The organism is Oceanicoccus sagamiensis (assembly GCF_002117105.1).
Classification (GTDB): Bacteria; Pseudomonadota; Gammaproteobacteria; order Pseudomonadales; family Dasaniaceae; genus Oceanicoccus; species Oceanicoccus sagamiensis.
The window spans coordinates 2,811,631-2,837,929 of the sequence record NZ_CP019343.1 but is presented as its reverse complement, the minus strand read 5'-3'; the positions used below and the strand labels follow the sequence as shown (position 1 = coordinate 2,837,929).

Genomic DNA, 26,299 nt, shown 5'->3' with positions numbered 1-26,299 from the left:
TTATGAATATTTTAGTATAGAAGTTTTATCCCTAATCGCCAGAATAGAGCGGGATTTTTCACCTATAAAACCCTGTTAGGTATCTGGCTAATAAGCAGGCATATATCGGGCGGAATAAATCATTTCCGACACCCCCGCCCCCTGATAGAATAGTCCCCAATAACCACCACACTCAGGCCCCTTATGACAGCGCTATCCCCAACACTGGAACTCACCTTTGACTTAATATCCCGGGCCTCCGTAACCCCAGAGGATGAGGGCTGCCAGCCTTTGATGATAGAACGCCTCGCGGCGGCAGGCTTTACAGCACAAACGCTGCGCTTTGGGGATGTGGATAATTTCTGGGCGGTGCATGGTGATGAGGGGCCTATACTATGCTTTGCCGGTCATACAGATGTGGTACCTACCGGGCCTGCAGAGCAATGGCAGCACCCCCCTTCGAGCCGGTGATTGAAGATGGCATGCTCTATGGCCGCGGTGCCGCGGATATGAAAGGCAGTTTGGCGGCCATGGTAACGGCCTGTGAGCGCTTTGTGAGCGCACACCCCAACCATAAAGGACGTATCGCTTTCCTGATTACCAGTGATGAAGAAGGTATTGCCATCAATGGCACCGTTAAGGTGATGGAATGGCTGGAACAGCAGAACGAGAAAATCACCTGGTGTGTGGTGGGTGAGCCCTCCTCAACCACCAAGGTTGGTGATGTGATTAAAAATGGCCGCCGGGGTTCGCTGGGCTGCGAGCTCACGGTCAACGGTATTCAAGGTCATGTGGCCTACCCTCATCTGGCCGATAACCCGATCCATAAAGCTGCCCCTGCACTGGCAGAACTGGCAGCGGAGCAATGGGATAACGGCAATGACTTTTTCCCTGCAACCTCATTCCAGATTTCCAATATCAATGGCGGTACCGGTGCCACCAATGTGGTCCCCGGCGAGCTAAAGATTATCTTCAACTTCCGCTTTTCCACTGAGCTAACTGAACAGGTATTACGCCAACGTACGCAAGCAATATTGGATAAACATGGGCTGGACTACACTATTGTTTGGAATCTTAGTGGCCAACCCTTCCTGACTTCAGAAGGCGAGTTGATTGACGCCACCATTCAAGCGATTCGTGATAGCGCCGGGATAGAGACCGAGCTCTCCACCGCTGGCGGCACCTCCGATGGCCGTTTTATTGCGCCTACCGGTAGCCAGTTGGTTGAACTGGGCCCGGTGAATGCCACCATCCATAAAGTTGATGAAGCGGTAGCTGCGGCTGATTTGGATACCCTGTCGACCATGTATGAAAACATCATGGTTAACCTGCTCGCGTGATGCACATTATTTGTCCGCTCTGCCAACTGCCTCTAACACAGGAACAAAAGCGCTGGCATTGTGACAATAACCATAGCTTTGATCAGGCCAAACAAGGCTATACCCATTTACTGCCAGTACAGAATAAAAAATCCCGCTCACCGGGGGATGATGCTGAGATGGTGGCTTCACGGCAGCGGTTTTTAGACAAAGGGCTCTATCACACCGTTGCTGATGCTTTATGCGAGTGTATAGTGGATTACGCAATACAGCATAAGCTGCAAACCGCCCATATCATTGATGCTGGCTGTGGTGAAGGCTATTACACCCAGAAGGCCCACCAGGCACTAAGCAACCAGCAGATAGCCCCTGCCATTATTGGTGTCGATATTTCTAAATATGCGGTATTGGCGGCGGCAAGGCAGCATAAGGCGATTCAATGGTTTGTTGCAAAAAGCCAAGCCATTCCTGTCGCCGACCACAGCGCTGATATACTGTTCAGCCTGTTTTCACCGATTGCCGATGATGAGTTCCAGCGCTGCCTAAAAGATCAGGGCCTTTTAATTATTGCCAGCACCGGCCAGCAACACTTAATTGAATTACGTGAGATTATTTATCCGCAGGTCAAGGACGAAGCCTTTAATCCACAAACTGCCTTAAGCAACCGCTTTAAAGCGATTAGCAACACCCGGGTCCATCATCAAATTGAGCTTGCGGATAATAAAACTATTCAGGATCTGTTGGCCATGACCCCGCATTACTGGCGCGCATCACCGGAGCGTAAACAATTACTGACGCAGATAGATCAGTTATCGGTCACCCTTGATATTCAGCTACACTGCTTTATCAGTACGCCGTTATAACGAGTTTTTTTATGCGCAAAACCTTGCAGGCACTGATCAATAATCAACGTAAGACCTTAAGGCTTTATGCCTTGGGGGCGCTATTGTTTTTTATTGGTATTGGCTTTATCCAATCGGCGGACAAATTGATGGAGCCATCCATAGCACAGGAAGGCTACGCCCTGCTGGGGCTGCTCATTAGCGGCAGCGGCTTTATCATTGCCCTGACCGCACAACTGTTTTTAATTATTTATCGCTTTCAACATATGGGCAAGCGCGACTAAAGCGATTAGCCGGCTACTTTTTTAACGGATGGTCTTCCGGTAACTGCCGGTGAATCCAAAGCGCGAGTTTATGCTTCATTGCCGGTTCTTTGTCTTCGCCCTTGGCCAGGGGCTGAATTAATTTATCATGTACCAATAAGCGATAAATATAGGCGATTTTATCGTGGGAGGAATCGGTTCCTTCAAACTTACCTACCCCGCGTTTTTGGGCGTAGACATCCCCTACCCTAATCGCTTCTTTAACTAACTCTGCTTCGTTATTTAATTTTTTCAAGGCTTGGTCCTCGAGCTAATAATCTATAAAAAAAGGGTTTTTACCCTGCGGTAAAAACCCTTTTTAATTATCTGGCAATCACTATTGCCTACTCTTCAACTTCCGCTTTCATCACCGCAACCACGCGACGGTTGGCAGCACGGCCAGCGGCGGTATCATTGCTCTCAATCGGATTGGCTTCACCATAACCTTTGGCACTTAAGCGGTCAGCAGCAATACCAAAACGCTCAATCAATACCGCCATCACGGCATCAGCACGACGCTGTGACAAGGACTCGTTATAGCTGGCTTGACCGGTATTATCGGTATGGCCTTCAATCACTGCCGAAACATCAGCATATTGCTTTAAGAAATCGGCCGCTTTTTCTACTTCCGCCATATAGGCATCAGTTACTTCACTGGAATCGGTAGCAAAGGTAACATTAATCGCCAACTCTTCCGTTGAGGTTAAAACAAATTTACAACCGCGCTCATCCACCTGGCGACCGGCCGGGGTGTCAGGGCACTCGTCTTTATAATCGGGCACACCGTCACCATCGCTATCCAGAGCACAACCGTTAGCATCAACAGCGGCACCCGCTGGCGTGTTAGGGCACTGGTCCTGAGAGTCACTGACACCATCACCGTCCGCATCACCATCAACAGGCTCAGCTTGTTTAGCCGCGCCGCCAAAGGCATAACTGAGGCCTACCAATAATAAAGTATCCTGAGTGTCATCATCGTGACCATAGATCATCTTGGCATCAGCTTTTAATGACCAGCGGTCAGTAAAGGCATAACGAAAACCCAGACCCGCATCATACTGGGTCTCATTGTCTTCACCGGCATCGCCATCAAACTCGGCATGACCAATACCGACTGCGGCATAGGGGTCAAATTTGTCCATGCGACCAAAATAGTAAATACCATCAATACCGTATTGCAGCAGATCTACATCACCGTTGCCACTATCCATATCAGGGGAAGAATCCATAATACGAATTTCGGATGCCCAGTGCTCACCGTAACGGTATTCGGCACCGATTGAGAGCAAGGGCTCACCATCCAAATCTCTATCGCTATCAAAATCCTGATAACCAATAGCCGGATTCAGGTACCAGGTACCGTCATTGGCGGCGGCCGTTGTGGATAATGTCGCCGCTATAACACTAGCTAACAGTGTTGCTGATAGATAAGTTTTCATAAGTCGCCCCTGATAGTTTTTATAAATCACTTTATATGGTTGTAAGCTGGCTATTGTAACCACTATGACGCTAACGGCAATTAAAACTTTTAGTCTCAAAGAGGTATAAACCTGAGCTTAGTAGTTACAGAATAGATTGCAATCCCCCACCCCGAAACCCGTGGCAGGCTATATTTACATCCGGCAGTAAGGTGCCTGTTTTCCGGGGACGGCTCTAGTATCTCGCAGCCGTCCTCGCTGCATTTTGACGCCCCTTAAAACAGACACCTCACTACCTTAAGATCACACATGCTTTCACGTCTGTTGAAACCAGTATCGTAGGGTGGATTACAATCCACCAAGCCCAGCCATAAACTGCCATAGAGCGGTGGATTATAATCCACCCTACGAAGAAAGCGTAAAGGTAATGCTAGAGCTATGCTGGGCAGCTCGTCCCAGCCTATAAAGAGCGATAAGAACGCAGTGAAAAAGCCACTCGCTTAGCAGAGTAGATATCCAGCAATAAAGCCGCTGCAAGTAAGACCCTGTATGGCTGTAATAAATAACCGATCTTTTATCAGCCGTTTTTTTTCGATAATGGGTATTTTATGGCTTCTAATACAACAGATTTTATGGCCGCTCCCCAAACAGCATAACCCTCGTCATTATTATGCATACCATCAAACAATAATAAATCGGGGTTGGGCTCTGCCTGTTCAGTAAATAAACCCGCATTGGCATCAATAAAAAAAACACCCTCACGCCCGGCAGCCAACTGCTGTAAATATTGATTAACCACCGTAAATTCCGGCCATAACGCCCAAAAGTGCGTACTGGGTTTTAAGGCGACAATAAAAATGGCAGCATCGGGCGCAGCCTCTTCCAGCCGATCGACTAATTGTAAATATAACGGTTTTGCCTGCTCCAGACTTTTCGGTGTATTGCCATAGGCTGCGGTAAAATCATTGCTGCCGATATAAACCACAATCGCTTTTGGCTGGTAGGGGCTAACGATACGGTTTACATAATAACTAAGGTCAATAATCTTGGCGCCGCCAAAACCTCGGGCCACGACATTGAAGGGCTGCATATCATCAGCCACTGAATCCCACAGCCGAATACCGGCATCACCAATCAACAGAAGCGCATTAGCTGACGGTGGCTCACTCGCGTCCTGCGCTTCAAATTCGGCAATCACGCTATCCCAAACGCGGGGATCATCACTGCGCATTTTTAGCCCTTGCTCACGTATTTGTAAAAATAAATAAGTGAGAATCATCACTAGAATCAACGACAGTATAATCGCGACCCTAATACTTTTCATACGCATAATCTTTCCTGCTAACGATTTGGCTCAGCCAGAAGTATCCGGCTTAAGCGATAAAATAATACCCATGATAAACAACCACAGCCGGTCAGCGTTAACGCCAGCGGCATTGGTTCACCGGTTAGAGACAGCCCTACGATGGCAGCGGCTAACGAGGCCGCCCCCATTTGCGCAAAACCCATTAATGCCGAGGCGGTTCCGGCCATATGCGGAAACGGCACCAGAGCAGCTGCGGTTGCCTGTGGCAGTGTAATACCCACGGCTCCGGTATAGAGCGCAATCGGCAGTACAATGGTCAAGGGATGATAAATCTGTAACCAGGATAAAACCACCATCACAACCCCTGCCAGCAAACCCAGCAGGGCACCAGTCAGCATTAGCTGCTGGACGGCAAAGCGATGGGAGTAGCGAATGGTAAACATATTCCCCAAAAAGTAACCGGCAACAATAAACGCAAACCAGTAACCAAATTGATCTTTAGGTACCTGCATAAATTCAATCAGGATAAAGCTTGAGCCTGAAACAAAGGCAAAAGCTCCGGCATAGAGAAATGAGGCCGCCAATATCGCCGTGCGAAAGCGCGTATTTTTAATCAGCAACCAATAATTGGCCAGAATATTAGCCGGCTTTAGACTTTGCGCTTTTTTCAGTGACTCCGGCACTTTAAATACCAGCATCAACAGGGCTAATAACGCATAAAACGCTAAAAAGAAAAAGATACTGGGCCATGGCCAAAACAACAACATAAAGCCACCCAAAATAGGGGCAATCACCGGTGCCAGCGCCATAATGGCATTCATGGTTGCCAGGGCTTTGGGCAACTTTAGTGGTTGGTACATATCCCTGACCATCGCCCTGGCCAGAGTCGGCCCGACACAGGCCCCTACCCCCTGTAGAAATCGCCAGGCACTTAACTCCGTTACTGTGGTCGCTAGCGAACACCCCAGAGAAGCGACAAAGAAAATCAGCATGCCTCCGGCCAAAATCGGTTTACGGCCAAAGCGATCGGACAGCGGCCCGCAGACCAGATGAAACAATGAAAAGCCTGCCAGATAGAGGCTTAATGTGAGCTGAACCTGGGTAATATCCGCAGCCATCACGGCAACTAAGGTCGGCAGCGCAGGCAGATACATATCCGTCGACAGGGGCCCTAAAGCAACAAACGCAGCCAGCAGAAAGAGCAACTGCGGCGATTCTTTCTTTAAGAATTGAGGCATGGAGCGTCCAGGGATTGATTGAATAGCCAACATCAGCAAAAACACTGATTTCCATCGGTGTCTAGCTTGGGCCTCGCAGTGTTTTGGCACCAGCCACAATTAAAACAGAACAATGGCGGGCAGGTATTTTAGCACGTTAGCAGAGCGCATCGGCTGTCTTATTGCGCATAAATCCCAGACATAAAAAAACCCGGCATTACCGGGTTTTTTTATGTCTGGTTAACCAGCTTAATTTAAGCGGGCTTTCTTCGTGTCACTACCAGCGCCACTACACCGATGGCCAATAACACCAAACTGCCGGGCTCAGGAACTGTGCCAGTGGTAGGGTTGCTGCCACTGGGAACCGTCACCATCCCTTCAATAACATCATTGCCGCAGCTCATCACCCAGTGCAAGCCCAGCTCGTCACCGGCCATAATACCCAGCTCTTCATAATTAATAACATAGGTATAATCGTAGACACCGCCTAAACCTGAGGTGGCGACAGCCGCTTCTGTATAACTAACACCAGCATTGGTAATATCAGAGGCCAAATAGCCCTCAACCATGGTTTCCTGACCATGACGACAACATTCTGGGTCATTGCCAATCACATCGATATAACCGGGGTTGCTAATCTCGATAACGACACCAGCGGATGAGTCATAGGCAAATTCCCAGTCCTCTCCATTATAGGAGTCATCATACATATAGGCATTAGCTGCGCTGCCGAAGGGCGACCAGCCATCGGTGCTGATAAAGAGATCACCGGCTATATAGTTGTCGTAATTTTCTTCATGGCTCTCGATAAAATCGGTGTTGACGGTGACGGTCATCAAGGTCTCTGTAAAAGTGACCTCCATGCCATACACTTCATAGATATTACCGCCCAATACATCGCGCCCAATACCCCAATCGGTAAACGGGTCATCGGCAGCACCGATATAATTATCATCAATCACCACAGCCTGAGCCGCACTCAAACCGATACAGGCTTGAGCAAGTCCCAGTAAAAACAGCTTTTTGATACTACTTCCGAACATTAAAAAAACTCCGTTGATATTGAGCTCAAAGCCTTAGGCCAAACCCAATGTATCGGTTAAACAACCGATTCAAACAATAACCACTTATGATTTGCGTAATTTTCTGGCACCGAATAAACCGACCAGAGCAGAAGAAAACATCACGACAGCACCGGGTACAGGCACGGCGGTAGGGGCTATTTCAAAGTGACCGTGCCACTCTTTATCGCCACTTAATATCGGATCAAGTTCAACGTTAATGGTATTGCTGGCATCAATAACAACGGTTAAGTCCAGGCTAACCATATTGCCTAAACCATCATGATAAATAGTCGCGTCACCAAAGCTTTCATCGATATACTCACCGGGCACTGGGGCACCGACACCATCGACATAATCAATATAATAAGAGTCGGCAATCACAGAACCGGCCGTGCCGCTATTGAAAGCCGCATCGTCATACACCAGGTTGCTTGAGGTGCCAAAAGGGTCGAATGAGACCAAAGGCACACCACCTTCGGTAGCCGACAAAAACAGAGTCACTGTGACGGTAGCTGCCTGAGCCATGGAAGCCGTAGCCAATAGCATGGAAGCCATTAGTAGCTTCGAAGGGAGGGCACTTTTTATTTTCTTATTCATCGTACAAATCCTTAAATACTGATTACCTTGTTATATTGCAATAACCAGGCCAATATAATTTATTGTTATATTTCAGTAGCTTATGGAATTTTCGATGGTATAAAACTGTGATTTGTAAGAATAGCCGACACTATTTTTAGTTATAACAAAAAGGGCTGCTAATAATGTAAATAGTTTGCAAAACAATAAGAATTTCAGGCGGTTTTTTAGGGGTTTTGCTAAGCACTGCTCAGCTAACATGTAAGCTTTTTCGACAAGAAGATCACCCGAAAACAGGGAATAATTATCCGGTCAGGTGCCAAAGATCCCCATCTCGCGCGGCGCGCAGCTCTTTTTCAAGCTTTAACAAATGGGCCAGTAAAGAATGCTGGGCAACAGGGTGCAAACTGGGGTCAACATCGTCGTAGACATAGGAAGTTAAACGCTCAATATCAATCACCCCGGTTTTTTGCAGGGTCGCTAACAACTTGGACTCGCGGCCAAGCCGGTGCTTAATAATGCCCTCTATCTGGGCAACCGGGTCATCAATAATATGGCCATGCCCCGGCGCCAGAGCGCGCAGTGGATAATCAAGCAGCAAAGTCAGCGACTGGATATAGTCTTTCATATCACCATGGGGTGGGATAATCACCACGGTTGAACCCTGCATAATATGATCACCGGTCAATAACAGGCCATCTTCTTCAATCAAAAAACAGAGGTGGTTATTGACATGACCGGGGGTATGCAAGGCACGCAAAGTAAATTCCTTGGTTACCCAACACTCGTCATGGGCAAACGATTTTACCGGCGCAAAGCTATCATCCTGAAAGCCATCGTTCTGGCTGAGTGTATTCCCCATCACCACAGCACCACTAGCTTCTGCCAGTGCCACCGCCGCGGGTGAGTGATCAGGGTGGGTATGGGTGGCTAAAATCCAGCGTAGTTTATCGCCGCAGGCTGCCAGTATGGCCTCGATATGAGCAGGCTCTGCAGGCCCCGGGTCAATCACGGCAATCTCGTCGTCGCCCACCAGATAGGTATTGGTACCAGGCCCGGTCATTAAACCGGGGTTAGGAGCAGTAATACGCCTTACCCGCCCACTAACCTGTATCACTTCGCCCGGTACGATGGTCTTGCTCATAGCGATTCACCGATAATAAAAACGGGATAAATAGTATCCCGTTTTTATTATGCTTGTGGTTTGTTGAATGGTGCTTGTGGTCGTTAAACCGCGCTTACACCAAATTGTTGATAGGCACGACGGGGTTAACATCTGCCTCGTAATCAACACCCTCAATTTCAAAGCCGAACAGTTTTAAAAACTCGTGTTTGTAGCCAGCCATATCGCTAAATTCAAACAGGTTGTCGTCGTTGATATTCGCCCACAGGTCTTCCACTTTATCCTGAATTTCGGCGCGAAGTTCCAGATAATCGGCCCGCAAGCGACCTTCATCATCGAGCTTGGGGCTTGCACCATAGAGGCTTTCGCGGAATAGCAGGTCAATTTGCTCGATACAGCCCTGGTGACTGCCGTCTTCTTTCATCACTTTAAATAGCAGCCCCAGATATAAAGGCATCACCGGAATAGCCGAACTGGCCTGGGTAACCACCGCCTTGAGTACTGACACTCTGGCATCACCGCCACTGGCAGCGAGCTTCTCACGGATATCAATCACCCGCTTATCAAGATCCTGCTTGGCCTGACCAATAGTGCCATGCCAATAAATATCCCAAGTAATTTTCTCACCGATATAGGTATAGGCGGTAGTTTTTGCCCCCTCAGCCAGAACACCCGCCTCATCCAGCGCATCGATCCACATCTGCCAATCTTCGCCACCCATCACCGCGACGGTATTATCAATTTCTTCCTGACTGGCTGCCGTGACAGAGACATCTTTTAGGATACCCTTATCGGTATCGGCAGCACGCTGCACAATATCCTGGCCGATGGGCTTCAAGGTTGAACGATGCAGCTCACCGGTTTTAGGATGCTGGCGCACTGGCGAAGCCAAGCTGTAAACCACTAAATCTACCTGCCCCAAATCCGCTTTTATGGTTTCAATCGTTTTCTGTTTTATCTCATCAGAAAAGGCATCGCCGTTGATACTTTTTGCATACAGGCCTTCGGCTTCGGCATATTTATGAAAACCGGCAGAGTTATACCAACCTGCTGTACCCGGTTTTTTCTCAGTGCCTTCTTTTTCAAAAAACAAACCCAGGGTTGAGGCACCACTGCCAAAGGCCGCAGTAATGCGCGAAGCCAGACCATAGCCAGTAGATGCCCCGATAACCAAAACCTTTTTGGGGCCATTCTCAACCGGGCCGTTGGCCTTTACATAGTCGATTTGGCTTTTAACATTGGCTTCACACCCAGTAGGATGAGTGGTCACACAAAGGAAACCGCGCACACGAGGTTTGATAATCATAAAGAGTCCTTATTGGTTTATGGGACAGAACATTAAGCGGTAAACAATACCAAAATCAATGGCTCGATATTATAGACGCCTTGCGTGAGTAAACCACCCCTTTATAATGCCTTGTCTGTTAATTACCCGGTTTAGCCCTAACGAATATGAGTCACATTAAACTAGCTTACGCGACCCCCAGCGCATGGACTGAAGCCGTGCTGGCAGATTTTGACCGATTTTTGCTCGATCATGCCGCCGCAGAAAAGAAAGCCTCCGGCATGGCGGTATCCATGCTCTCTCACTACCCGGACCGTGTTGAACTGGTTGAAGCGATGGCAGACCTCGCCGTTGAAGAAATGACCCATTATCGCGAGGTGGTTAAGCTAATCCATAGCCGTAATAACATCACCGCAAAAGATGAAAAAGACCCCTATGTTAATCAGTTCCGCAATGCCTTACGCAAAGGGGCCGATCTGTATTTTTTGGACCGATTATTAATTGGTGGCATTATCGAAGCCCGAGGGGCCGAACGGTTTGGCTTGATTGCCGAGGCACTTGAACCCGGCCTACTGAAAAATTTCTATAGCTCGATCACTCGCTCCGAACAACGTCATGAAGGTCTTATGGTCGATATGGCGCTGTTGTATTTTGATCGGGCTGAAGTGATGGCACGTCTGCAAGCATTGATTGAGATTGAAGCCGGTATTGTTGCCGCCCTACCCATTCGCGCCGCCCTGCATTAAGCACCATGAAGGCGCTAACCCAATACTTAAGCACCTATGCCGAGCCGGAAACACAACAGCTAAGCAGCTTTCCGACACAGTATTCACAGGCAGTTGTAATTCCCTTTTATCGGGAGCCCCCCGTAAGCCTGCAGCGATTTTGTAACCTTGCAGCAGATCAGGGCCGCTGCTTGCTGGTAGTGGTGATCAATCGCCCGCAATCTGACAGTGATACTCAGTGGGCACAACAACTGCTAACAGGTCCGCCTGTTCGTCAGGGAAAAACGCTATGGCAATCAACAGATAGCCTGCTTCGCCTGATTGAGTTGGAGAATCAATCCGGCTTGCTTTTAGTCGACCGCTGCCTCCATGGGCTTGCCATTGATGATGAGTACGGCGTTGGACTCGCCAGAAAAATTGGCGCCGATATTGTTTGCCAGTTAATGGCAGACACTAAAGTCAGTTCGCCATGGATTGCCAATACCGATGCCGATGCCATTCTGCCCCAGACCTATTTTTCCAGCCTGCAACAGCAGTCCTCTACCGCCGCTGCTCTGGTTTTTCCTTACCAACATATTTTTATCGACGATACACCCAAGCTGCCCACAATATTGTATGAATTTTCCCTGCATTATTATGTCGCCGGTTTGCAATGGGCGGGCTCACCTTATGCCTACCAAACGCTGGGCAGCACGATAGCCATTCATTATCAGCATTATGCGATGGTGCGCGGTTTTCCTAAACGCGCTGGGGCTGAGGATTTTTATCTATTAAGTAAGCTCGCTAAAACCGGTGCTATTGTTTCACTCAAGCAGCCAAGCATTGACTTACAAGCCAGAGAGTCAACCCGCGTTCCTTTTGGTACTGGCCCGGCCGTTATTAATTTGGCCGCCAGCGAGCAGCCATTAACTATGCCACTTTACCACCCAGACAGCTTTAGTTATCTGCGATATTTTCTCGAACTCTTAGAACAACTGGCACAGCAGCCGGTAGATATTCAGCAGGCAGTTGAACAACTGGCTCCACCGGAAAGTCTGGATAGTGATTTATTACTGCGTATTTCAGATCAGCTAAGCATTTCAAAAGCACTTGAGCATTGTTATAAACAAGGTAAAACACCGGCTATTCGATTGCAGCACTTGCAGCATTGGTTTGATGGTTTTAAGACCCTGAAGTTTATTCACTTATTACGTGATCAAGGGTTGGAAGAAGTGAGTTATTTACGGTGGCTGGAAGGGGGGTATGCGTTTTCAGGGAATAAGCGTATGGCTGAGTTGAGTTTGAGGGTAAAGGAGTTGTCTGGTTTGGGGTTGGGGTGAGCAGTGCTTTCTGGGACCGTCAAAATCGAGGATGATTTTGAAGAGCTTTCAGGGACAAACTTGTAGCGTGTCCCAGAAAGCCCTACCCAGCTCAGCTCGTTACGGAGCTCAAAAAAATGCCACCCCTAAAACCCTAAGCATCCAAACTCTGATAATAATCCATCAAAATCCTGGCGCACTCAGGGCGAGAAAACTCAGGCGGTGGCGCAATACCATTACCTAACATCTCACGCACTTTAGTACCGGACAGCAAAATAAAATCTTCTTTGCTGTGGTCAGGTGCATCTTTCATCATAATCACTTTATCCAGCTTTTTAGAATAAGCTGTGTGGTCAGCGCGATAGATTTCGATATCCAAAGCACCGGCAGGTACTTTCTCATCAAAAATGGTTTGCGCATCAAAGCCGCCATAATAGTCGCCGACACCGGCGTGATCGCGACCCACAATAAAGTGTGTACAACCACAGTTTTGACGGAATACAGCATGTAATACGGCTTCACGCGGGCCTGCGTATAACATATCGAAACCGTAGCCAGTGATCATCACGGTATTCTCCGGAAAGTACACCTCAACCATTTTACGAATACAGTTATCGCGAACATCCGCAGGGATATCGCCCGGCTTCAATTTACCTAACAGCATATGAATCAAAATGCCGTCGCTGCCCAAATCTTCCTGTGCCATACGACATAGTTCTTCGTGGGCCCGGTGCATGGGGTTACGGGTTTGGAAAGCTACCGCTTTATTCCAGCCGCGCTCTGCCATTTCGTTGCGAATTTCTACCGCAGTACGGAACGTATCGGGGAAATCAGTCTGGAAATAGCTAAAGTTTAATACCTGAATAGCGCCGGATAATAAGTTGTTGCCCTGACCTTTAAAAGCAGCCACACCGGGGTGCTCCGGGTCCAAGGTGCCGAAGATATTCTCTGCCATAAAATCGATTTGCTCATCGCTAACCGTTTCAATCGCATCAACATCCATAATTGCCAGCACAGGATTGCCTTCAACATTGGGATCACGCAGTGCAATACGCCTGGCATCGCCAATACTGCTGACATCGTTAGCCAGATTAACAATGGGCACGGGCCAGAATAAGCCATCAACCGTGTGCAGGTTTTCAGCCACGGCCAGTGAATCTGCCAGGTTCATATAACCGCTTAAGGGTGTGAAGTAACCAGCACCCAACATCACTGCGTTGGCGGCAGCAGCTGAACTTAGCAGTAGTGAAGGCAGTGTTTGTGCTTCAGCGGTAAGAGCGCTGTGCTGCTCAGTATCATAGACGAATAATGGCTTTAGCTCGTCTGCGCCATGGGGTTTAATCATTGTGTTTCCTTTAACGTTAAAATAATGGGCGAAGGCGTGTTATCAGGCGTCTAAAAGGCCGCGCTCTTCCAAGAGAGCAAGCAGTACATTCACTTCCTCTTCTAGAGACATTTCGTGGCTATTAAGCACCACTTCTGCGTTTAGCGGCTCTTCATAGGGGTCAGAAATACCGGTGAAATTTGGAATTTCACCGGCGCGGGCTTTTTTGTATAAGCCTTTGGGGTCGCGACTTTCAGCCACATCAAGAGGAACATCAACAAACACTTCGATAAACTGCATACCCGCCGCCTCGTGTAACTCACGAACCAGATCACGGTCTGCACGATAGGGGCTGACAAAACTGGACAGGGTAATAACACCCACATCAACAAATAATTTTGAAATTTCACCAATGCGGCGAATATTTTCGGTGCGGTCTTCGGCGCTAAAGCCCAGGTTTTTATTGATACCCAAACGGATATTGTCACCGTCTAAACGGTAAGTCAGCTTAGCTTTTGCCGCCAAGGCCTGCTCCAGAGCCACGGCTACAGTGCTTTTGCCACTGCCAGAAAGGCCAGTAAACCATAGGGTAGCGCCTTTTTGCTTAAGGATTTTGTTGCGGTCTTCGCGGGTAACTTCACCCTCATGCCAATGGACATTGGTTGCTTTTTGTTCAGTCATGCTGGTATCTCAAGGCTGCTTTGTTAGATTTTTGGAGCGCGGATTGTACATGATTTGGCCGCATATAGCCAAAGGCTTTACCCCCCCATCCAGTGCCGAATTAAGCCGAGCACCAACAGCAGCATAATCAGTACCATGGCTAAACGGGACATATTTGCCTGCTGCCGCTCATCCACGGGCTTGGCAAATCGCTCTGTTAGCTTGACCACAACGACCAGAGCGACGAATAAAACCCCCAGGATCAACAACAAATTGCTCATCAAACCGCTCCTATCCGTTGCTCTTCCCGACGCTGGGCCAGAATTTCCCGCTTTTGCGCGTACCAGCCAGAGGCATCAATAATTTCGCCATCCTCCCTTAAAGGTGGATAGGCAAAGTTATGGCTGCGGCAAAAGTCCCTGATTTTGGGATGGGCCCACTCAAAGAACAACAGCTCATACTCCGCTTGATCGATTCGCTGCTGTTGATACAGCCCCGCCAATTCACGCTGGTGTCGGGCCTCGCTAAGGATAATACCCGCCGCTACCGATACGTTAAATGACTCTACCATGCCCACCATCGGCACCGTTACATGAATATCAGCCAACTCACTGGCCTCATCACTGATACCGTCCTTCTCCGCCCCCATCAACAAAGCCGTCGGTTTGGTAAAGTCCACATCGTGGTAATCCACCGCCTGCTCGGATAAATGCGCCGCCACAATTTGAAAGCCCTTGGCTTTTAATTCACTGACCGGGCTTTGCAGCTCACGATACCGGTGCACCTTGACATAGCGATGGCTGCCTAAAGCCGTCCCCCGAAAAGAGCGGTAATCTTTATCGCCAATCACACAGTGCACATCTCCCACTCCCACGGCATCTGCGGTACGGACAATAGCGGATAAATTCCGCCCCTTATGGACGTAATCAGTCAGCACCGTTAAATCGGGCTGGCGCTTATCAAGGGTTGCACGTAGTCTGTTAAAACGTTCTGGGGTCATGGTATTAATGGGCCTGCTAAAAGCAGCTATTATAGGTTGTAAGAGCATGATACAACGTCGTTTTGATAAATAACAAAGATCAGCCTCAATCGTGCGCAGTAAGCTGGCTTAACCAATAAGACTGAGAGACCGACTATGAAGCCGTTTAATCGCAGAGACTTTCTGAAAACTGCCAGTACCGTTGCCGCCAGCGGTCTGATTCATCCTCTGTGGGCCAACCCCAGCCAATACGATGTAATTGTTATCGGGGCCGGTTTATCCGGCTTGCATGCCGCTTATTTATTGGAGCAACAAGGGGCCAATGTCCTGGTCTTAGAGGCCAATAATCGTGTGGGAGGCCGTGTCCATACACTCGATGATATGGAGGGCCACCCCGAGGCCGGTGCCAATCAAGTAGGCCTGGACTATGACGTGCTGCGCGCGATCAGCAACCGCCTGAATATAAAATTTGAAGCGGGCTCAGACATGATGGCCCCTGGTATGACCTTCGCCATCAACCAACAATTATTGGGGGCCCGTGCATGGGGCAAGCACCCAGCCAATAAGCTGTCGCCATCAGAGCGAGATTTTCAACCCAATTGGCTTTTATGGCATTACCTTAACCAGGGCGAAACACTGGCCGAACCACAGCAGTGGTTATCGCCAGACTTCAGCCATCTGGATATTCCGCTGGCCGAGCATTTGAAAAGTCTGGGCGCCAGTAATGAAGCCATGCGCTTAATTAATAGTAATTTTATGGCCAATGACATCAGTAAAGTGTCTGCCCTGCAAATGCTGCGCAAAAACGCCATTATTAAAGGGGCCTTAGGGGCAGAATTTGTTCAGGGCGGAACCCAAAGAATACCGGAAGCGATGGCCGCTGATTTAAAACAACCACCACAACTCAATAAACCAGTCAGCCAAATAAAGCAGCAAGGCACCCAAGCCGTTGTCACTTGCCAGGACGGCAGTAGTTACACGGCAAAACGCTGCATAGTAACAACCCCCTTCTCTACCTTGAGAGAGATGGATCTACAGTTATTAATTAGCGCCCCCAAACGGCAAGCCATTAAGTCTATGGACTACAGTAGAGCCACTCATGTGTTTTTTAAACCTAAAAGTGAGTTTTGGCTGGAGGATGAGTTAAGCCCAAATATGTGGACCGACACCCCTATTGGCATGGTGTTTAGCCAGCAGGGGCCCGACAAAAAAGTCACCATGGTAAGGGCCTGGCTAGCGGGCAATAACGCCATGGCAGTGGACTCCCTGCCCAGCGAGCAGATTGGCCAGCAGATATTACAGGCGTTTGAAAAGGCTCGCCCGTCGGCAGCGGGTAAGCTGGAAGTCAGCAAGGTTATTTCCTGGCAAAACAACCCATTTAGCCGTGGCGCCTATGCTCAATATAATGCTGGCGATATCAACCGCTTCGCCCATGCGGTGCCACTGGTTGAGGGACCATTGCACTTTGCAGGCGAACATACTGAAGCGAGAAAATCCGGCATGGAAGCGGCCGTATTATCTGCCGAGCGCTGTGCGCCAGAAGTCATTAATTCTATTTAACCCCGGATAAAACTGCCTGTTATTGGCAATAGCATTGGCTTAATAGCAAGCCTTGAAATTAAAGACATTTAAAGTGAATCATCCTATAATCTGCCCGCTGTTTTAGCATCCGAATAAACAGCCAGCCCGTTGCCGAGGCAATAAATCACCCAATAGTGAAGCATGAATCCAAAAATCGTCTTTTTACATATTCCCAAGTCAGCTGGCACCAGCCTGCGCCGCACATTGTATGACGTATTGGATAATGACAAGCTGTTTTGGTTGGGCCTCGATTCAAGGCCACCTCATTTTTTCTACCCCAGATTAAAAGTCGCTAATAAACTGCTGATGGGGGCCATAAAGGCATTGCTTTTTATCCACGCAAGCTAAACCCCCTTTACTGCGCCATCGTTAGAAACCCTATAGACCGCGTTATCTCCCTTTATAGTTACTACACCCGCCCGGACCTTGCGACAACAGTGGAAGCAAAGGCAGAGCGAGAAAAGCAACTGGCGCGTTGGATTAAAAAAGGCATTGACCCAGACAGCCTGTATAACTCCATCAAAAACTGCCGATCATTTCGCAAAGAAATAAGGAATATTCAGTGCAGTTATCTATCCCGCTACAGCGCCAGCTTTGAAGGCGTGAAAAAAACGCTGAAAAAACATGATTGCCTGATTGGTGATGCCGGCCACCTGCTACCGTTTCAAACAGAAATTGCTCGCCTACTGAATATGGACTCCATCCTGTTAGACAATGTCAATAACAGCAAACAAAACTATACCCACAAAATCAGTATTGATGACAAGACATCCGCCCTGATTAAACAGCTTAACCAGGAAGACATTAAACTCTATAACTTTGTTTGCGAAAACAGCGACAGACTGATCAACACCATTAAAGACCCATTAAAATACCAACAGATGGGCAACTTTATAAAAGCCCCAACAATCACAGCCGAGCAATTTTGGAGCAAGAACAATGACAACGGTATGCCCTGGCCACTCGCCGGCGCAATGATCTCCACCCCCTACAAACTGCTTTACACCCCCATCGCCAAATGCGGCAACACCTCACTAAAACAACTGATGATTGACCTGAGTGATATCCAGCATAAAGACCAGCTAAAGCACTTTAGTCTCGATATCGTTACCGACCAATTTAATACGGGTGCACAACTAAAAGACATTCCGTTAAAACAGGCGCGAGAAATTGCTCACAGGGATGACTATTTTAAATTTTCCGTAATTCGAGAACCCATGGACAGAATGATTGATGTCTATATTGATATGTTTGTTGAAAATAGAATGACCACCATCAATCATTTTCATACTGACAAAGTATTAAAAGTCGTGCAGGGCGAAGACGCCATCGACCATAAAAAAGGCATTACTTTCAGGGAATTTATTGATGCCATTATTGCAAACCCAATAAAAACCCGGGACCCACACTGGGTAGCGCAGCACTTTTATTTAAAAGGCATTAAAAATTTTACTAAGATATACCGATCAGACCAGATCGAACAGCTGCAAGTGGATTTACAAACAATAACGTCGCAATCCATCGCCATACTGAAAGATCAAAGCGCAGACACTCATTGCGATAATATTAGCGCCGACGGTAACAATCAATTATTGGTTGACCTTTTACCGAATAAATTAGAGCCCTATGATCACCTTCCCCTCAGCCGTTTTCGAGATCTCAGCATAGAGCAAAAACTCAAAGAGTCCTTCCCTGAAGATTACCAACTGTATCAAACAACCTTTAATAAACCCTCAACTGTGAGCACAGCGCCCCATGAATAAAACTGGCAACCGCCTGCTGGATCAGGTGAAAAAAAATATTCAGGAGCGCCCCTCATCGCCATTGAGTAACAACAGCAATCACAGGTCTGCTATGTTTGATATCGAAGCGCTAATCTTGCCTGGTTCTGAAATCGATAGAACAGATAATAGGAAAACCTATCAGCTGGAAGAATTTCTCACATTGTATGATGGTGAATTTGTCCATTTTTGCTATCAAGCGTTATTTAAAAGAGCCCCCGACAAGACCGGCATGAGCAATATCCTGAAAGCATTGCGCGTCGACAAGGTACCAAGGATTGAGATTATCAAAAGCTTAATGAATAGCGATGAAGCACAACAGCAGCAGGTAATCATTAGCGACTTTGCCACAGCCCACTTATTTTATCGTATAGGCAGAGTACCCGTCATAGGTTTTCTGATTCGCCTTGCCATTGGCTTGAGGAAAATAGCCCGGTTACAGGAAGAACAGGAATATCAGCGGGGTTTAATTGAAGCAACTCGCCATGATGCCGGTGAAGTAGATAACATGATAAGTAAGCACCAAAACCGTATCGCCGAATGGCTGGCTGAAGAAACGGGCAACGCCTCGTGGGCGCCACCTGATAAAGAGGCCAATAGAAAGCCTAACAAAGAGCCCAAGTAATGAATATATTAATACTGAATACGCAAGTACCTTTCTGCTATGGCGGTGCGGAAGTGCTGGCGGAAGATCTTGTTGCGGCTCTGCTTGAACAAGGCCATAACGCCGAGATAATGACAATACCGTTTAAATGGTATCCGCAAGAGTCACTGGTTAATCATATTCTGGCCTGTAAATTACTCGATATCGATAGCAGCGTTGATAAAGTGATCGGGCTTAAATTTCCAGCCTGGTTAGTCAACCACCCCAATAAGTCCTATTGGATTTTGCACCAACATAGAACCGCTTATGATTTGTGGAATACACAATTTTCTGACCTGAATCATATGCCAGACGGCAAACAAGTGAGAAACCTGATACGCAGAGAGGATACCGCCTCCCTCAGCCAGGAAAAAAACATCTATACCATCTCCAACACCGTCTCAGAGCGATTGCTACAGTACAACGGCATAAGCTCAGAAGCGTTATATCCCCCACCCAGAAATATTGAGCATTTTTACTGTGGCGAGTACAACGATTATTTTTATTTCCCTAGCCGCATCAACCCGATTAAGCGTCAGGAACTGGTCATCGAAGCTCTGGCCCATACCCAAGAGCCGGTTAAAATTGTTTTTTCTGGCAAAGCAGATAGCGACGATTACTTTCAACAGCTAAAACAGCAAGCGAGTTCATTAGGTGTAGAGCATCAAATCACTTGGCTGGGACATATTTCCGAGCAAGAAAAATTTGAACTGTATGCCAATGCTTTAATGGTGCTATTTACCCCCTACCAGGAGGACTATGGCTATATCACACCGGAAGCCATGTTCTCTAGCAAAGGAGTTATTACGCTGGAAGATGCCGGCGGGGCCATCGAGTTTGTCAAAGACCAGCAAACCGGTTTAGTCGCCAAAGCCGATGCCATCGATTTGGCGGCAAAACTGGACCAGGCCTGGTCCGATCGCGCTCTGGCCAAGCAGTTGGGCAACCATGCCAAAACCATGGTTGAGGCCATGGATATTAACTGGGCTAAAGTGATAGAGGCTTTGCTCTAATGGACATACAGTGGTTCTCCCCGCTGGATGCGGATCAGACCGAGATCGCCAGATATTCCCAACAGGTGCTGGCAGCACTGCATACTTGTACGGATGCCAATATCGTCGCGATCTCACCGGGACAGGACCAGACCAGCACCCCGGAATGGACCCGGCAATATATTAGCCCCAACAACGCCATCAGCCCAACGGGCGAAGCACCATTGGCTATCTACCATCTGGGCAATAATCGAAACCATGCTGATATCGTCAAGCAACTGTTTGAACAGCCTGGCCTGATAGTTTTACACGATACCAACCTGATTAACCTGGCTCAAACCTGCACAAAAGAAATACCCGGCTTTGACTGGCTACACCACCTGGCTGCGCAATATGGTCCAGAAGCCTTGCGATTGGGCAAGGCTGGCCTGACATCGCCACAGCAGTATGAGCAGCTCATAGTGCAATACCCTTTGTTTAAAGCTTTTTTAGCGAATGCTTTGGGGATTATTGTGCATTCTAATTATGCCCGGGACATCATCTCAACCGTTTATAGCGGCCCCATTATTGTCGCCAAGCTACCCTACCCCTGCCAACCGGCACTAACCAGGGCCAATTATGATGACGAGGTTTACACGCTTATTTTTTGTGGCCATGCCGGCCCCAACCGCAGGCTGACATCCCTGTTCAAAGCTTGGGGAGCTATTAGCAAACCCGGGAAATTTCGACTACAGATATTTGGCCATCTTGATGACGAGGAATCACTACTGGAGGCCGCCGCCACTAATGGCTTATCAGGCTATATCGATATTCGGGGTTTTGCGCCAGAATCCGAGCTTGCCCAAGCACTGCAGTCCGCTCATTTGGCCATCAACTTACGCTACCCCACCATGGGAGAGAGCTCAGCCAGCCAGCTGCGTTTCTGGGATATGGGCCTGCCTAGTCTGGTCACCCAGATTGGCTGGTATAGCGAACTGCCCGCCGATACCGTCGCCCATGTTAAGCCCGAGCATGAAATTGAAGACATTCAGCGAATATTAGAAGACTTCCTTAACAATCCGAATTATTATGCCGCCATGGGCCGCCGCGCCAAAGCATATGCAGCCCACCAGCACGATAGCGCCAATTACGCACAGCAAATGTATGAATTTGCCAAGACCTGTTCAGAACTTAGATTGAGTCATCATTTTCTGGATCGCTCTCTGGCTCGCTTAATAGGTAATATGTGTGCCCACGAGCAAGATATCGATTTATTTAAAGATGCATCACAGCTATTGGTCAACACCCTGGAACCACCGACCGATTAACAGCAAGGTAACTTATGAAAAGCGCAGTTATTACTGGAGTAACAGGACAAGACGGAGCTTACCTTAGCAGCCTATTATTGGAAAAAGGCTATACCGTATGGGGAGCTCTTCGCAGAACCAGCTCCGTCAACCTATGGCGCCTGAAAGAACTAGGCATCGATCAACATGAAAACCTGAAATTAGTCGACTTTGACCTTACGGACCCCGGTGCTGCAATGCGCTTGATGGCCCAAAGCCAGGCCGATGAAGTCTATAATTTAGCCGCACAAAGTTTTGTCGGTGTCTCATTTGACCAGCCCGTTACCACCGGCAAAATAACCGGGCTTGGTGCGGTTAACCTGCTTGAAGCCATTAGAACCATCAAACCCGAAGCACGCTTTTATCAGGCATCCACCTCAGAGATGTTTGGCAAAGTACAAACGGTTCCACAGACCGAAGAAACCCCCTTTTACCCCCGCAGCCCCTATGGAGTGGCAAAACTCTATGCCCACTGGATGACCATCAATTATCAAGAGTCCTTTGATATCTTTGCCAGTAGCGGTATTTTGTTTAACCACGAATCTCCACTCAGGGGGATTGAATTTGTTACCCGTAAAATTACCGACGCCGTCGCCAATATCAAGCTGGGCCAGCAAGATATTCTGGAACTGGGCAACCTCGATGCAAAACGTGACTGGGGCTATGCCAAAGATTATGTTGAAGGCATGTGGCGCATCTTGCAGTCTGACAAACCCGACACGTTTGTATTGGCCACTAACCGCACCGAGACAGTGCGCGACTTTGTCGATATGGCGTTTAAAGCCGTGGATATCAGCCTGGAATGGCAGGGCAAAGAAGAACATGAAATCGGCATCTGCACAGCCACTAACAAAACACTGGTCCGGGTTAACCCACAGTTTTATCGGCCCGCTGAAGTCGAGCTGCTTATCGGTGACGCCAGCAAAGCCAAGGATATTTTAGGTTGGACCGCAGAAACAACTTTAGAGCAGCTATGCTCAATGATGGTTGAAGCGGATTTGCGACGCAATGCCAACGGCCGAGGTTATTAATGTCGCCACCTCGGGCGCTTATCACCGGTATCAGCGGCTTTACCGGTGACTATATTGCCGCAGAATTAAGCCAGCGCGGTTATGACATATTTGGCTTTGGCGCCGAGTCCGCACAGCAGCAGAACAACCGATACTCGATAAATTTATCCGATCAAAAGGCGATCCGCGAGCTGGTTGAGACCATACAGCCCGATGTAGTGGTTCACCTGGCCGCCATTTCCTTTGTGGCACACGGCGATATAGATGCCATCTATCAAGCCAATATCACCGGCACCCGCAATCTGTTATCGGCGCTGGTTGAGGCTGGCGTCAACCCGGATCTGGTGGTACTGGCCAGCAGCGCTAATATTTACGGCAATACCCACGCTCAGGATTTAGATCCGTCAGCCGTCTTAAATGAAACGACCATCGCCGCGCCCGCTAACGACTACGCGGTCAGCAAACTGGCCATGGAACATATGGCGCGCTTATGGATGGAACAATTACCCATCACAATCGTTAGGCCCTTTAACTATACTGGTGTCGGTCAATCTGAACGTTTTTTACTCCCCAAGATTGTTTCACATTTCCAAAGAGGGGATCACCGTATAGAATTAGGTAATATCGATGTCGTCAGAGACTTTTCTGACGTGCGTGATATTGCTGCCGCTTATGGCGGCTTAATCGACGCAAAACCCGCCGGTGAAGTGTTTAATCTATGCTCTGGTAGCGGTCATTCCCTGACCGAGACCCTGGATATGATGAGAGACATCGCGGGCTATTCCATTAAGGTTGAAGTCAACCCGGCCTTCGTCAGGGACAACGAAGTTAAACAACTAGTCGGCTGCAATGATAAGCTAAAGGCGACTGTTGGTAACTACTCCCCAATTCCATTGCGCCAAACACTGGAATGGATGTATAAAAAAACAGACGGCTAAATCATTGAAAATCATCCTGGAAGCCTCGGCGCTTCACCCCCCTTTAACCGGTATTGGCCGCTACACCTATGAGCTGGCCAAAAGACTGCCAGAGCAGGACGATATTGACGAGGTCAGCTATCTGTTTCGCGGCCGCCTGGTTAAAGAGATTCCCTATGACCCCAAGCAACCCCATGCTGTCAGCGAAGCCCCGGAACCATCCCATACAGCCGGCAATACTAAGACTAAACAAGCCTTTTATACCCGCTTTAGATGGCTGTACTATAATCGACTAACAGCCTTTTTACTCCGGGCCTGCTTTGCCCTGATCGCCCGCATCGGGCATTGGATACTCTATAGCAAAGTACACCTTAAAGCGCTGTTACAGCCGCTGTTATTATTTATCAATAGCCCGGCCTCAAAAGACGTGGTACTTCACGCACCCAATTTTGTTGCGCCATATATCAGCGCCACCAGTATTCTTACGATTCACGACCTATCAATTTTTAAATATCCCGAGTGTCACCCCGCCAGTCGGGTAAAATACCTCAGTAAAGCCATACCCAAATCCGTGAAACGGGCCAGCTATATTATTACTGATTCAGAATTTACTCGCTCTGAGGTTATCGAGTATTTTAATTTTGACCCCAAGCATGTGATCGCTATCCCGCTGGGTGTTGATCCTGCTTTTAAACCCAGAACAGCGCCAGACATTCATCAGGCCCTGCAACGTTACGACCTTGAATACGGCGGCTATGCCCTCACCGTTTCAACGCTGGAACCCCGCAAAAACATTACCCAATTAATCCAATGTTATCTGCAACTACCGGAGGAAGTTTCACGCCAACGGCCGTTGGTGATAATTGGCGGCAAGGGTTGGGGCAGCGCCCCTATTATGGAACTTATCAAGGAAGGGGAAGCCCGCTCTGCCCTTCGCTATCTAAATTACGTCCATGAAGATGATTTACCGCTGCTGTATGCGGGAGCCCATGCATTTATGCTACTGTCATTATATGAGGGTTTCGGCTTGCCGGTGGCGGAAGCCATGGCCTCCGGGGTGCCGGTTTTATGCTCAAATGTCTCATCGCTGCCGGAAGTCAGCAATGGCGCCAGTTATCTGGTAGACCCCCATGACCCGGCGACCATCATGCCCGGTCTGGATACCGTGTTACATGACCAGGCTTGGCGGGAACAGGCCATTGCAAAAGGCTTAGAGGTCAGCGCCAACTACTGTTGGGAAGAGGTCGCCAACAATGTGGCAGCGGTCTACCGTTTAGTACAGAAATAGCTATTGCGCTTGTAGTATAATCGTCGTTTGATTACATGTAATTGAAACCATTTATTGAGTTAGCAACTATGAACAACAGCAAGGTCAGCGGATGTTAGGTTTTTTTCGCCGTTATTGTTCTAGCAACAATGTAAAAGCCATAATCACTGCATGCCCTGCATCCATTGCCAGGATCAGTGTATTGTGAAAATCGGAGTTGATGCCCGCCCTCTTTGCTACCCTGGTACCGGTATCCACCGCTATACCATAGAGCTGTTAAAACGAATGACAGCCCTGGGGGGGGACGAGTGGTTTTTATATTCTGACCGGCAATATGATAAAACTGAACTGAGCGGGGATAATATTCACCACCGCTGTGGTAACTACCAACTACCCAAGCTCAGCACGCTGTATGCACAACTGCTGTTTCCGCACTGGGCAAAAAAAGACCAGATTGATGTCTTCTGGTCACCGCGCCATAATCTGCCCTTAGCGCTATCAAGCAGTACGCCCTCAGTAGTGACTATCCACGACCTTGTATGGATCCACTATGGCTCAACGATGACGCAATTTGGCAGGCTTCTGGAATCTATTTTAATGCCAAGGGCCATCGCATCTTCCAAAATAGTCGTCGCCGTCTCAGAATTTACCCGCTGTGATATTAAACAGAACTTTCCCTATGCCGAGAACAAAACTCAGGTGGTCACCGGAGCCAGCTGTTTAAGCCCAGACACAGTGACACTGGATAAAACCGTATCGGACCAAAAGAATTATTTTCTGTTTGTCAGCACACTGGAGCCCAGAAAAAACCTTAATCGCCTGCTTTTATCCTACAAACAATATCTGGATAAGACCCCTGAACCCCTGCCCTTAAAAATTGCTGGCGGAAGCGGCTGGGGAGGCGTATCTATTGAAAGCGTTATCGCCCAACATGGCATAAGCGCCCACGTCAGCTTATTAGGTCAGGTGACAGATCAACAATTGGCCCAACTATACAAGAACGCCTATGCACTGCTTATGCCTTCATTATATGAAGGTTTTGGCCTGCCCATTGTAGAAGCGATGTCACAGGGTGTACCCGTTATCACCTCCAACCTGTCTGCCATGAAAGAAGTTGCCGGGGCAGGTGGAATACTGGTCGACCCCTACTCTGTTGAAGAGATGTGTGATGCCTTAAGTAAGATCACCTCAGACAGCGAGCACTACCAACAATTAGCGGCAGCGGCACTGCTGCAGTCGCAAAAGTATAACTGGGAGAAATCCGCGGCGACGATGTTAAACATACTTCATCAAAGCACCAAGCTATAATAACCACAAGCAACAATAAATAACGATTAGCAACCAAGGCCCTTTTAATGTCCATCAA

25 protein-coding genes and 1 pseudogene are annotated in these 26,299 nt (G+C 48.2%); 14 read left to right on the top strand and 12 right to left on the bottom strand.

Going from position 1 to position 26,299, the window contains the following annotated elements; all coding sequences use genetic code 11:
- Positions 1 to 183 precede the first annotated feature (183 nt).
- The 3 genes and pseudogenes from dapE (at position 184) to BST96_RS13075 (ending at position 2,424) form a co-directional block, all read left to right on the top strand.
- Positions 184 to 1,319, top strand: a pseudogene (gene dapE, locus BST96_RS13085) (succinyl-diaminopimelate desuccinylase).
- A complete protein-coding gene (locus tag BST96_RS13080; protein ID WP_085759137.1) occupies positions 1,319 to 2,161 on the top strand; it encodes a putative RNA methyltransferase in 843 nt (280 codons plus the stop codon). The pseudogene dapE and the gene BST96_RS13080 overlap by 1 nt, the downstream one beginning before the upstream one ends.
- A gap of 11 nt (positions 2,162 to 2,172) precedes the next feature.
- Entirely contained in the window at positions 2,173 to 2,424 is a 252-nt protein-coding gene (locus tag BST96_RS13075) for a hypothetical protein (RefSeq protein ID WP_085759136.1), read from the top strand.
- Positions 2,425 to 2,437: 13 nt separating this feature from the next.
- Here the strand turns inward: BST96_RS13075 and BST96_RS13070 are convergent, their stop codons facing one another.
- From BST96_RS13070 to fabV, 8 genes are all read right to left on the bottom strand, one after another.
- Positions 2,438 to 2,698 (bottom strand): DUF5062 family protein, encoded by a 261-nt coding sequence (locus BST96_RS13070; RefSeq protein WP_085759135.1) that lies wholly within the window; start codon positions 2,696 to 2,698, stop codon positions 2,438 to 2,440.
- A gap of 88 nt (positions 2,699 to 2,786) precedes the next feature.
- Positions 2,787 to 3,881, bottom strand: coding sequence for an OmpA family protein (locus BST96_RS13065; protein WP_085759134.1), 1,095 nt, complete (start codon positions 3,879 to 3,881; stop codon positions 2,787 to 2,789).
- A 556-nt stretch (positions 3,882 to 4,437) separates the two neighbouring features.
- A complete protein-coding gene (locus BST96_RS13060) occupies positions 4,438 to 5,184 on the bottom strand; it encodes a GDSL-type esterase/lipase family protein (protein ID WP_169713991.1) in 747 nt (248 codons plus the stop codon).
- 17 nt (positions 5,185 to 5,201) lie between these two features.
- Positions 5,202 to 6,404: a multidrug effflux MFS transporter gene (locus tag BST96_RS13055; RefSeq protein ID WP_169713990.1), complete on the bottom strand. Its 1,203-nt coding sequence runs from the start codon at positions 6,402 to 6,404 to the stop codon at positions 5,202 to 5,204.
- A 233-nt stretch (positions 6,405 to 6,637) separates the two neighbouring features.
- A complete protein-coding gene (locus BST96_RS13050) occupies positions 6,638 to 7,426 on the bottom strand; it encodes a PEP-CTERM sorting domain-containing protein (protein WP_085759131.1) in 789 nt (262 codons plus the stop codon).
- Positions 7,427 to 7,510: 84 nt separating this feature from the next.
- Complete coding sequence (locus tag BST96_RS13045) at positions 7,511 to 8,044, bottom strand: hypothetical protein (RefSeq protein WP_085759130.1); 534 nt, start codon at positions 8,042 to 8,044, stop codon at positions 7,511 to 7,513.
- A gap of 283 nt (positions 8,045 to 8,327) precedes the next feature.
- Positions 8,328 to 9,167, bottom strand: coding sequence for an MBL fold metallo-hydrolase (locus BST96_RS13040; protein WP_240554798.1), 840 nt, complete (start codon positions 9,165 to 9,167; stop codon positions 8,328 to 8,330).
- Between the two features lie 94 nt (positions 9,168 to 9,261).
- Complete coding sequence (fabV, locus tag BST96_RS13035) at positions 9,262 to 10,452, bottom strand: enoyl-ACP reductase FabV (protein WP_085759129.1); 1,191 nt, start codon at positions 10,450 to 10,452, stop codon at positions 9,262 to 9,264.
- A 146-nt stretch (positions 10,453 to 10,598) separates the two neighbouring features.
- Between fabV and BST96_RS13030 the strand changes: the two genes are divergently transcribed.
- Positions 10,599 to 11,177 (top strand): MiaE family protein, encoded by a 579-nt coding sequence (locus BST96_RS13030; protein ID WP_085759128.1) that lies wholly within the window; start codon positions 10,599 to 10,601, stop codon positions 11,175 to 11,177.
- Between the two features lie 5 nt (positions 11,178 to 11,182).
- Positions 11,183 to 12,475 carry a hypothetical protein gene (locus tag BST96_RS13025; protein ID WP_085759127.1) on the top strand — a complete coding sequence of 431 codons (1,293 nt, stop codon included), beginning with the start codon at positions 11,183 to 11,185 and terminating at the stop codon, positions 12,473 to 12,475.
- Between the two features lie 133 nt (positions 12,476 to 12,608).
- On the opposite strand, the gene sat is transcribed toward BST96_RS13025, so the two are convergent.
- The 4 genes from sat to trmH form a co-directional block, all read right to left on the bottom strand.
- A complete protein-coding gene (gene sat / locus BST96_RS13020) occupies positions 12,609 to 13,799 on the bottom strand; it encodes a sulfate adenylyltransferase (RefSeq protein ID WP_085759126.1) in 1,191 nt (396 codons plus the stop codon).
- Between the two features lie 42 nt (positions 13,800 to 13,841).
- Entirely contained in the window at positions 13,842 to 14,459 is a 618-nt protein-coding gene (gene cysC / locus BST96_RS13015) for an adenylyl-sulfate kinase (RefSeq protein WP_085759125.1), read from the bottom strand.
- A 77-nt stretch (positions 14,460 to 14,536) separates the two neighbouring features.
- Positions 14,537 to 14,719, bottom strand: coding sequence for a hypothetical protein (locus tag BST96_RS13010; RefSeq protein ID WP_085759124.1), 183 nt, complete (start codon positions 14,717 to 14,719; stop codon positions 14,537 to 14,539).
- Positions 14,719 to 15,438 carry a tRNA (guanosine(18)-2'-O)-methyltransferase TrmH gene (trmH, locus tag BST96_RS13005; protein WP_085759123.1) on the bottom strand — a complete coding sequence of 240 codons (720 nt, stop codon included), beginning with the start codon at positions 15,436 to 15,438 and terminating at the stop codon, positions 14,719 to 14,721. The genes BST96_RS13010 and trmH overlap by 1 nt, the downstream gene beginning before the upstream one ends.
- Before the next feature lie 135 nt (positions 15,439 to 15,573).
- Here trmH and BST96_RS13000 point away from each other — a divergent pair, with 135 nt between their 5' ends.
- From BST96_RS13000 to BST96_RS12955, 9 genes are all read left to right on the top strand, one after another.
- A complete protein-coding gene (locus BST96_RS13000) occupies positions 15,574 to 16,977 on the top strand; it encodes a flavin monoamine oxidase family protein (RefSeq protein ID WP_085759122.1) in 1,404 nt (467 codons plus the stop codon).
- Between the two features lie 458 nt (positions 16,978 to 17,435).
- Positions 17,436 to 18,761 (top strand): sulfotransferase family 2 domain-containing protein, encoded by a 1,326-nt coding sequence (locus tag BST96_RS12990; RefSeq protein WP_085759120.1) that lies wholly within the window; start codon positions 17,436 to 17,438, stop codon positions 18,759 to 18,761.
- On the top strand, positions 18,754 to 19,404 hold the full coding sequence (locus BST96_RS12985) for a DUF4214 domain-containing protein (protein ID WP_085759119.1): 651 nt from the start codon (positions 18,754 to 18,756) through the stop codon (positions 19,402 to 19,404). The genes BST96_RS12990 and BST96_RS12985 overlap by 8 nt, the downstream gene beginning before the upstream one ends.
- Complete coding sequence (locus tag BST96_RS12980) at positions 19,404 to 20,435, top strand: glycosyltransferase family 4 protein (RefSeq protein ID WP_085759118.1); 1,032 nt, start codon at positions 19,404 to 19,406, stop codon at positions 20,433 to 20,435. The genes BST96_RS12985 and BST96_RS12980 overlap by 1 nt, the downstream gene beginning before the upstream one ends.
- Entirely contained in the window at positions 20,435 to 21,721 is a 1,287-nt protein-coding gene (locus BST96_RS12975; protein ID WP_085759117.1) for a glycosyltransferase, read from the top strand. Before BST96_RS12980 ends, BST96_RS12975 begins: the two co-directional genes overlap by 1 nt.
- Before the next feature lie 14 nt (positions 21,722 to 21,735).
- Positions 21,736 to 22,770: a GDP-mannose 4,6-dehydratase gene (gene gmd / locus BST96_RS12970; protein ID WP_085759116.1), complete on the top strand. Its 1,035-nt coding sequence runs from the start codon at positions 21,736 to 21,738 to the stop codon at positions 22,768 to 22,770.
- Positions 22,770 to 23,687, top strand: a complete 918-nt coding sequence (locus BST96_RS12965; protein ID WP_085759115.1) for an NAD-dependent epimerase/dehydratase family protein — start codon at positions 22,770 to 22,772, stop codon at positions 23,685 to 23,687. Before gmd ends, BST96_RS12965 begins: the two co-directional genes overlap by 1 nt.
- A gap of 4 nt (positions 23,688 to 23,691) precedes the next feature.
- Entirely contained in the window at positions 23,692 to 24,954 is a 1,263-nt protein-coding gene (locus BST96_RS12960) for a glycosyltransferase family 4 protein (RefSeq protein WP_157117951.1), read from the top strand.
- A gap of 183 nt (positions 24,955 to 25,137) precedes the next feature.
- On the top strand, positions 25,138 to 26,241 hold the full coding sequence (locus tag BST96_RS12955; RefSeq protein WP_169713989.1) for a glycosyltransferase family 4 protein: 1,104 nt from the start codon (positions 25,138 to 25,140) through the stop codon (positions 26,239 to 26,241).
- The last annotated feature ends 58 nt before the right edge of the window (positions 26,242 to 26,299 follow it).

Bases quoted from the DNA above. Each gene is read 5' to 3' on its own strand.
- sat (WP_085759126.1), bottom strand. From the start codon at position 13,799: ATGATTAAACCCCATGGCGCAGACGAGCTAAAGCCATTATTCGTCTAT.
- BST96_RS13075 (WP_085759136.1), top strand. From the start codon at position 2,173: ATGCGCAAAACCTTGCAGGCACTGATCAATAATCAACGTAAGACCTTA.
- cysC (WP_085759125.1), bottom strand. From the start codon at position 14,459: ATGACTGAACAAAAAGCAACCAATGTCCATTGGCATGAGGGTGAAGTT.
- BST96_RS13065 (WP_085759134.1), bottom strand. From the start codon at position 3,881: ATGAAAACTTATCTATCAGCAACACTGTTAGCTAGTGTTATAGCGGCG.
- BST96_RS12985 (WP_085759119.1), top strand. From the start codon at position 18,754: ATGAATAAAACTGGCAACCGCCTGCTGGATCAGGTGAAAAAAAATATT.
- gmd (WP_085759116.1), top strand. From the start codon at position 21,736: ATGAAAAGCGCAGTTATTACTGGAGTAACAGGACAAGACGGAGCTTAC.
- BST96_RS13010 (WP_085759124.1), bottom strand. From the start codon at position 14,719: ATGAGCAATTTGTTGTTGATCCTGGGGGTTTTATTCGTCGCTCTGGTC.
- BST96_RS13025 (WP_085759127.1), top strand. From the start codon at position 11,183: ATGAAGGCGCTAACCCAATACTTAAGCACCTATGCCGAGCCGGAAACA.
- BST96_RS13045 (WP_085759130.1), bottom strand. From the start codon at position 8,044: ATGAATAAGAAAATAAAAAGTGCCCTCCCTTCGAAGCTACTAATGGCT.
- BST96_RS13040 (WP_240554798.1), bottom strand. From the start codon at position 9,167: ATGAGCAAGACCATCGTACCGGGCGAAGTGATACAGGTTAGTGGGCGG.
- BST96_RS12975 (WP_085759117.1), top strand. From the start codon at position 20,435: ATGGACATACAGTGGTTCTCCCCGCTGGATGCGGATCAGACCGAGATC.
- BST96_RS13080 (WP_085759137.1), top strand. From the start codon at position 1,319: ATGCACATTATTTGTCCGCTCTGCCAACTGCCTCTAACACAGGAACAA.
- BST96_RS13000 (WP_085759122.1), top strand. From the start codon at position 15,574: ATGAAGCCGTTTAATCGCAGAGACTTTCTGAAAACTGCCAGTACCGTT.
- BST96_RS13060 (WP_169713991.1), bottom strand. From the start codon at position 5,184: ATGAAAAGTATTAGGGTCGCGATTATACTGTCGTTGATTCTAGTGATG.
- fabV (WP_085759129.1), bottom strand. From the start codon at position 10,452: ATGATTATCAAACCTCGTGTGCGCGGTTTCCTTTGTGTGACCACTCAT.
- BST96_RS13055 (WP_169713990.1), bottom strand. From the start codon at position 6,404: ATGCCTCAATTCTTAAAGAAAGAATCGCCGCAGTTGCTCTTTCTGCTG.
- BST96_RS12980 (WP_085759118.1), top strand. From the start codon at position 19,404: ATGAATATATTAATACTGAATACGCAAGTACCTTTCTGCTATGGCGGT.
- trmH (WP_085759123.1), bottom strand. From the start codon at position 15,438: ATGACCCCAGAACGTTTTAACAGACTACGTGCAACCCTTGATAAGCGC.
- BST96_RS13030 (WP_085759128.1), top strand. From the start codon at position 10,599: ATGAGTCACATTAAACTAGCTTACGCGACCCCCAGCGCATGGACTGAA.
- BST96_RS13050 (WP_085759131.1), bottom strand. From the start codon at position 7,426: ATGTTCGGAAGTAGTATCAAAAAGCTGTTTTTACTGGGACTTGCTCAA.
- BST96_RS12965 (WP_085759115.1), top strand. From the start codon at position 22,770: ATGTCGCCACCTCGGGCGCTTATCACCGGTATCAGCGGCTTTACCGGT.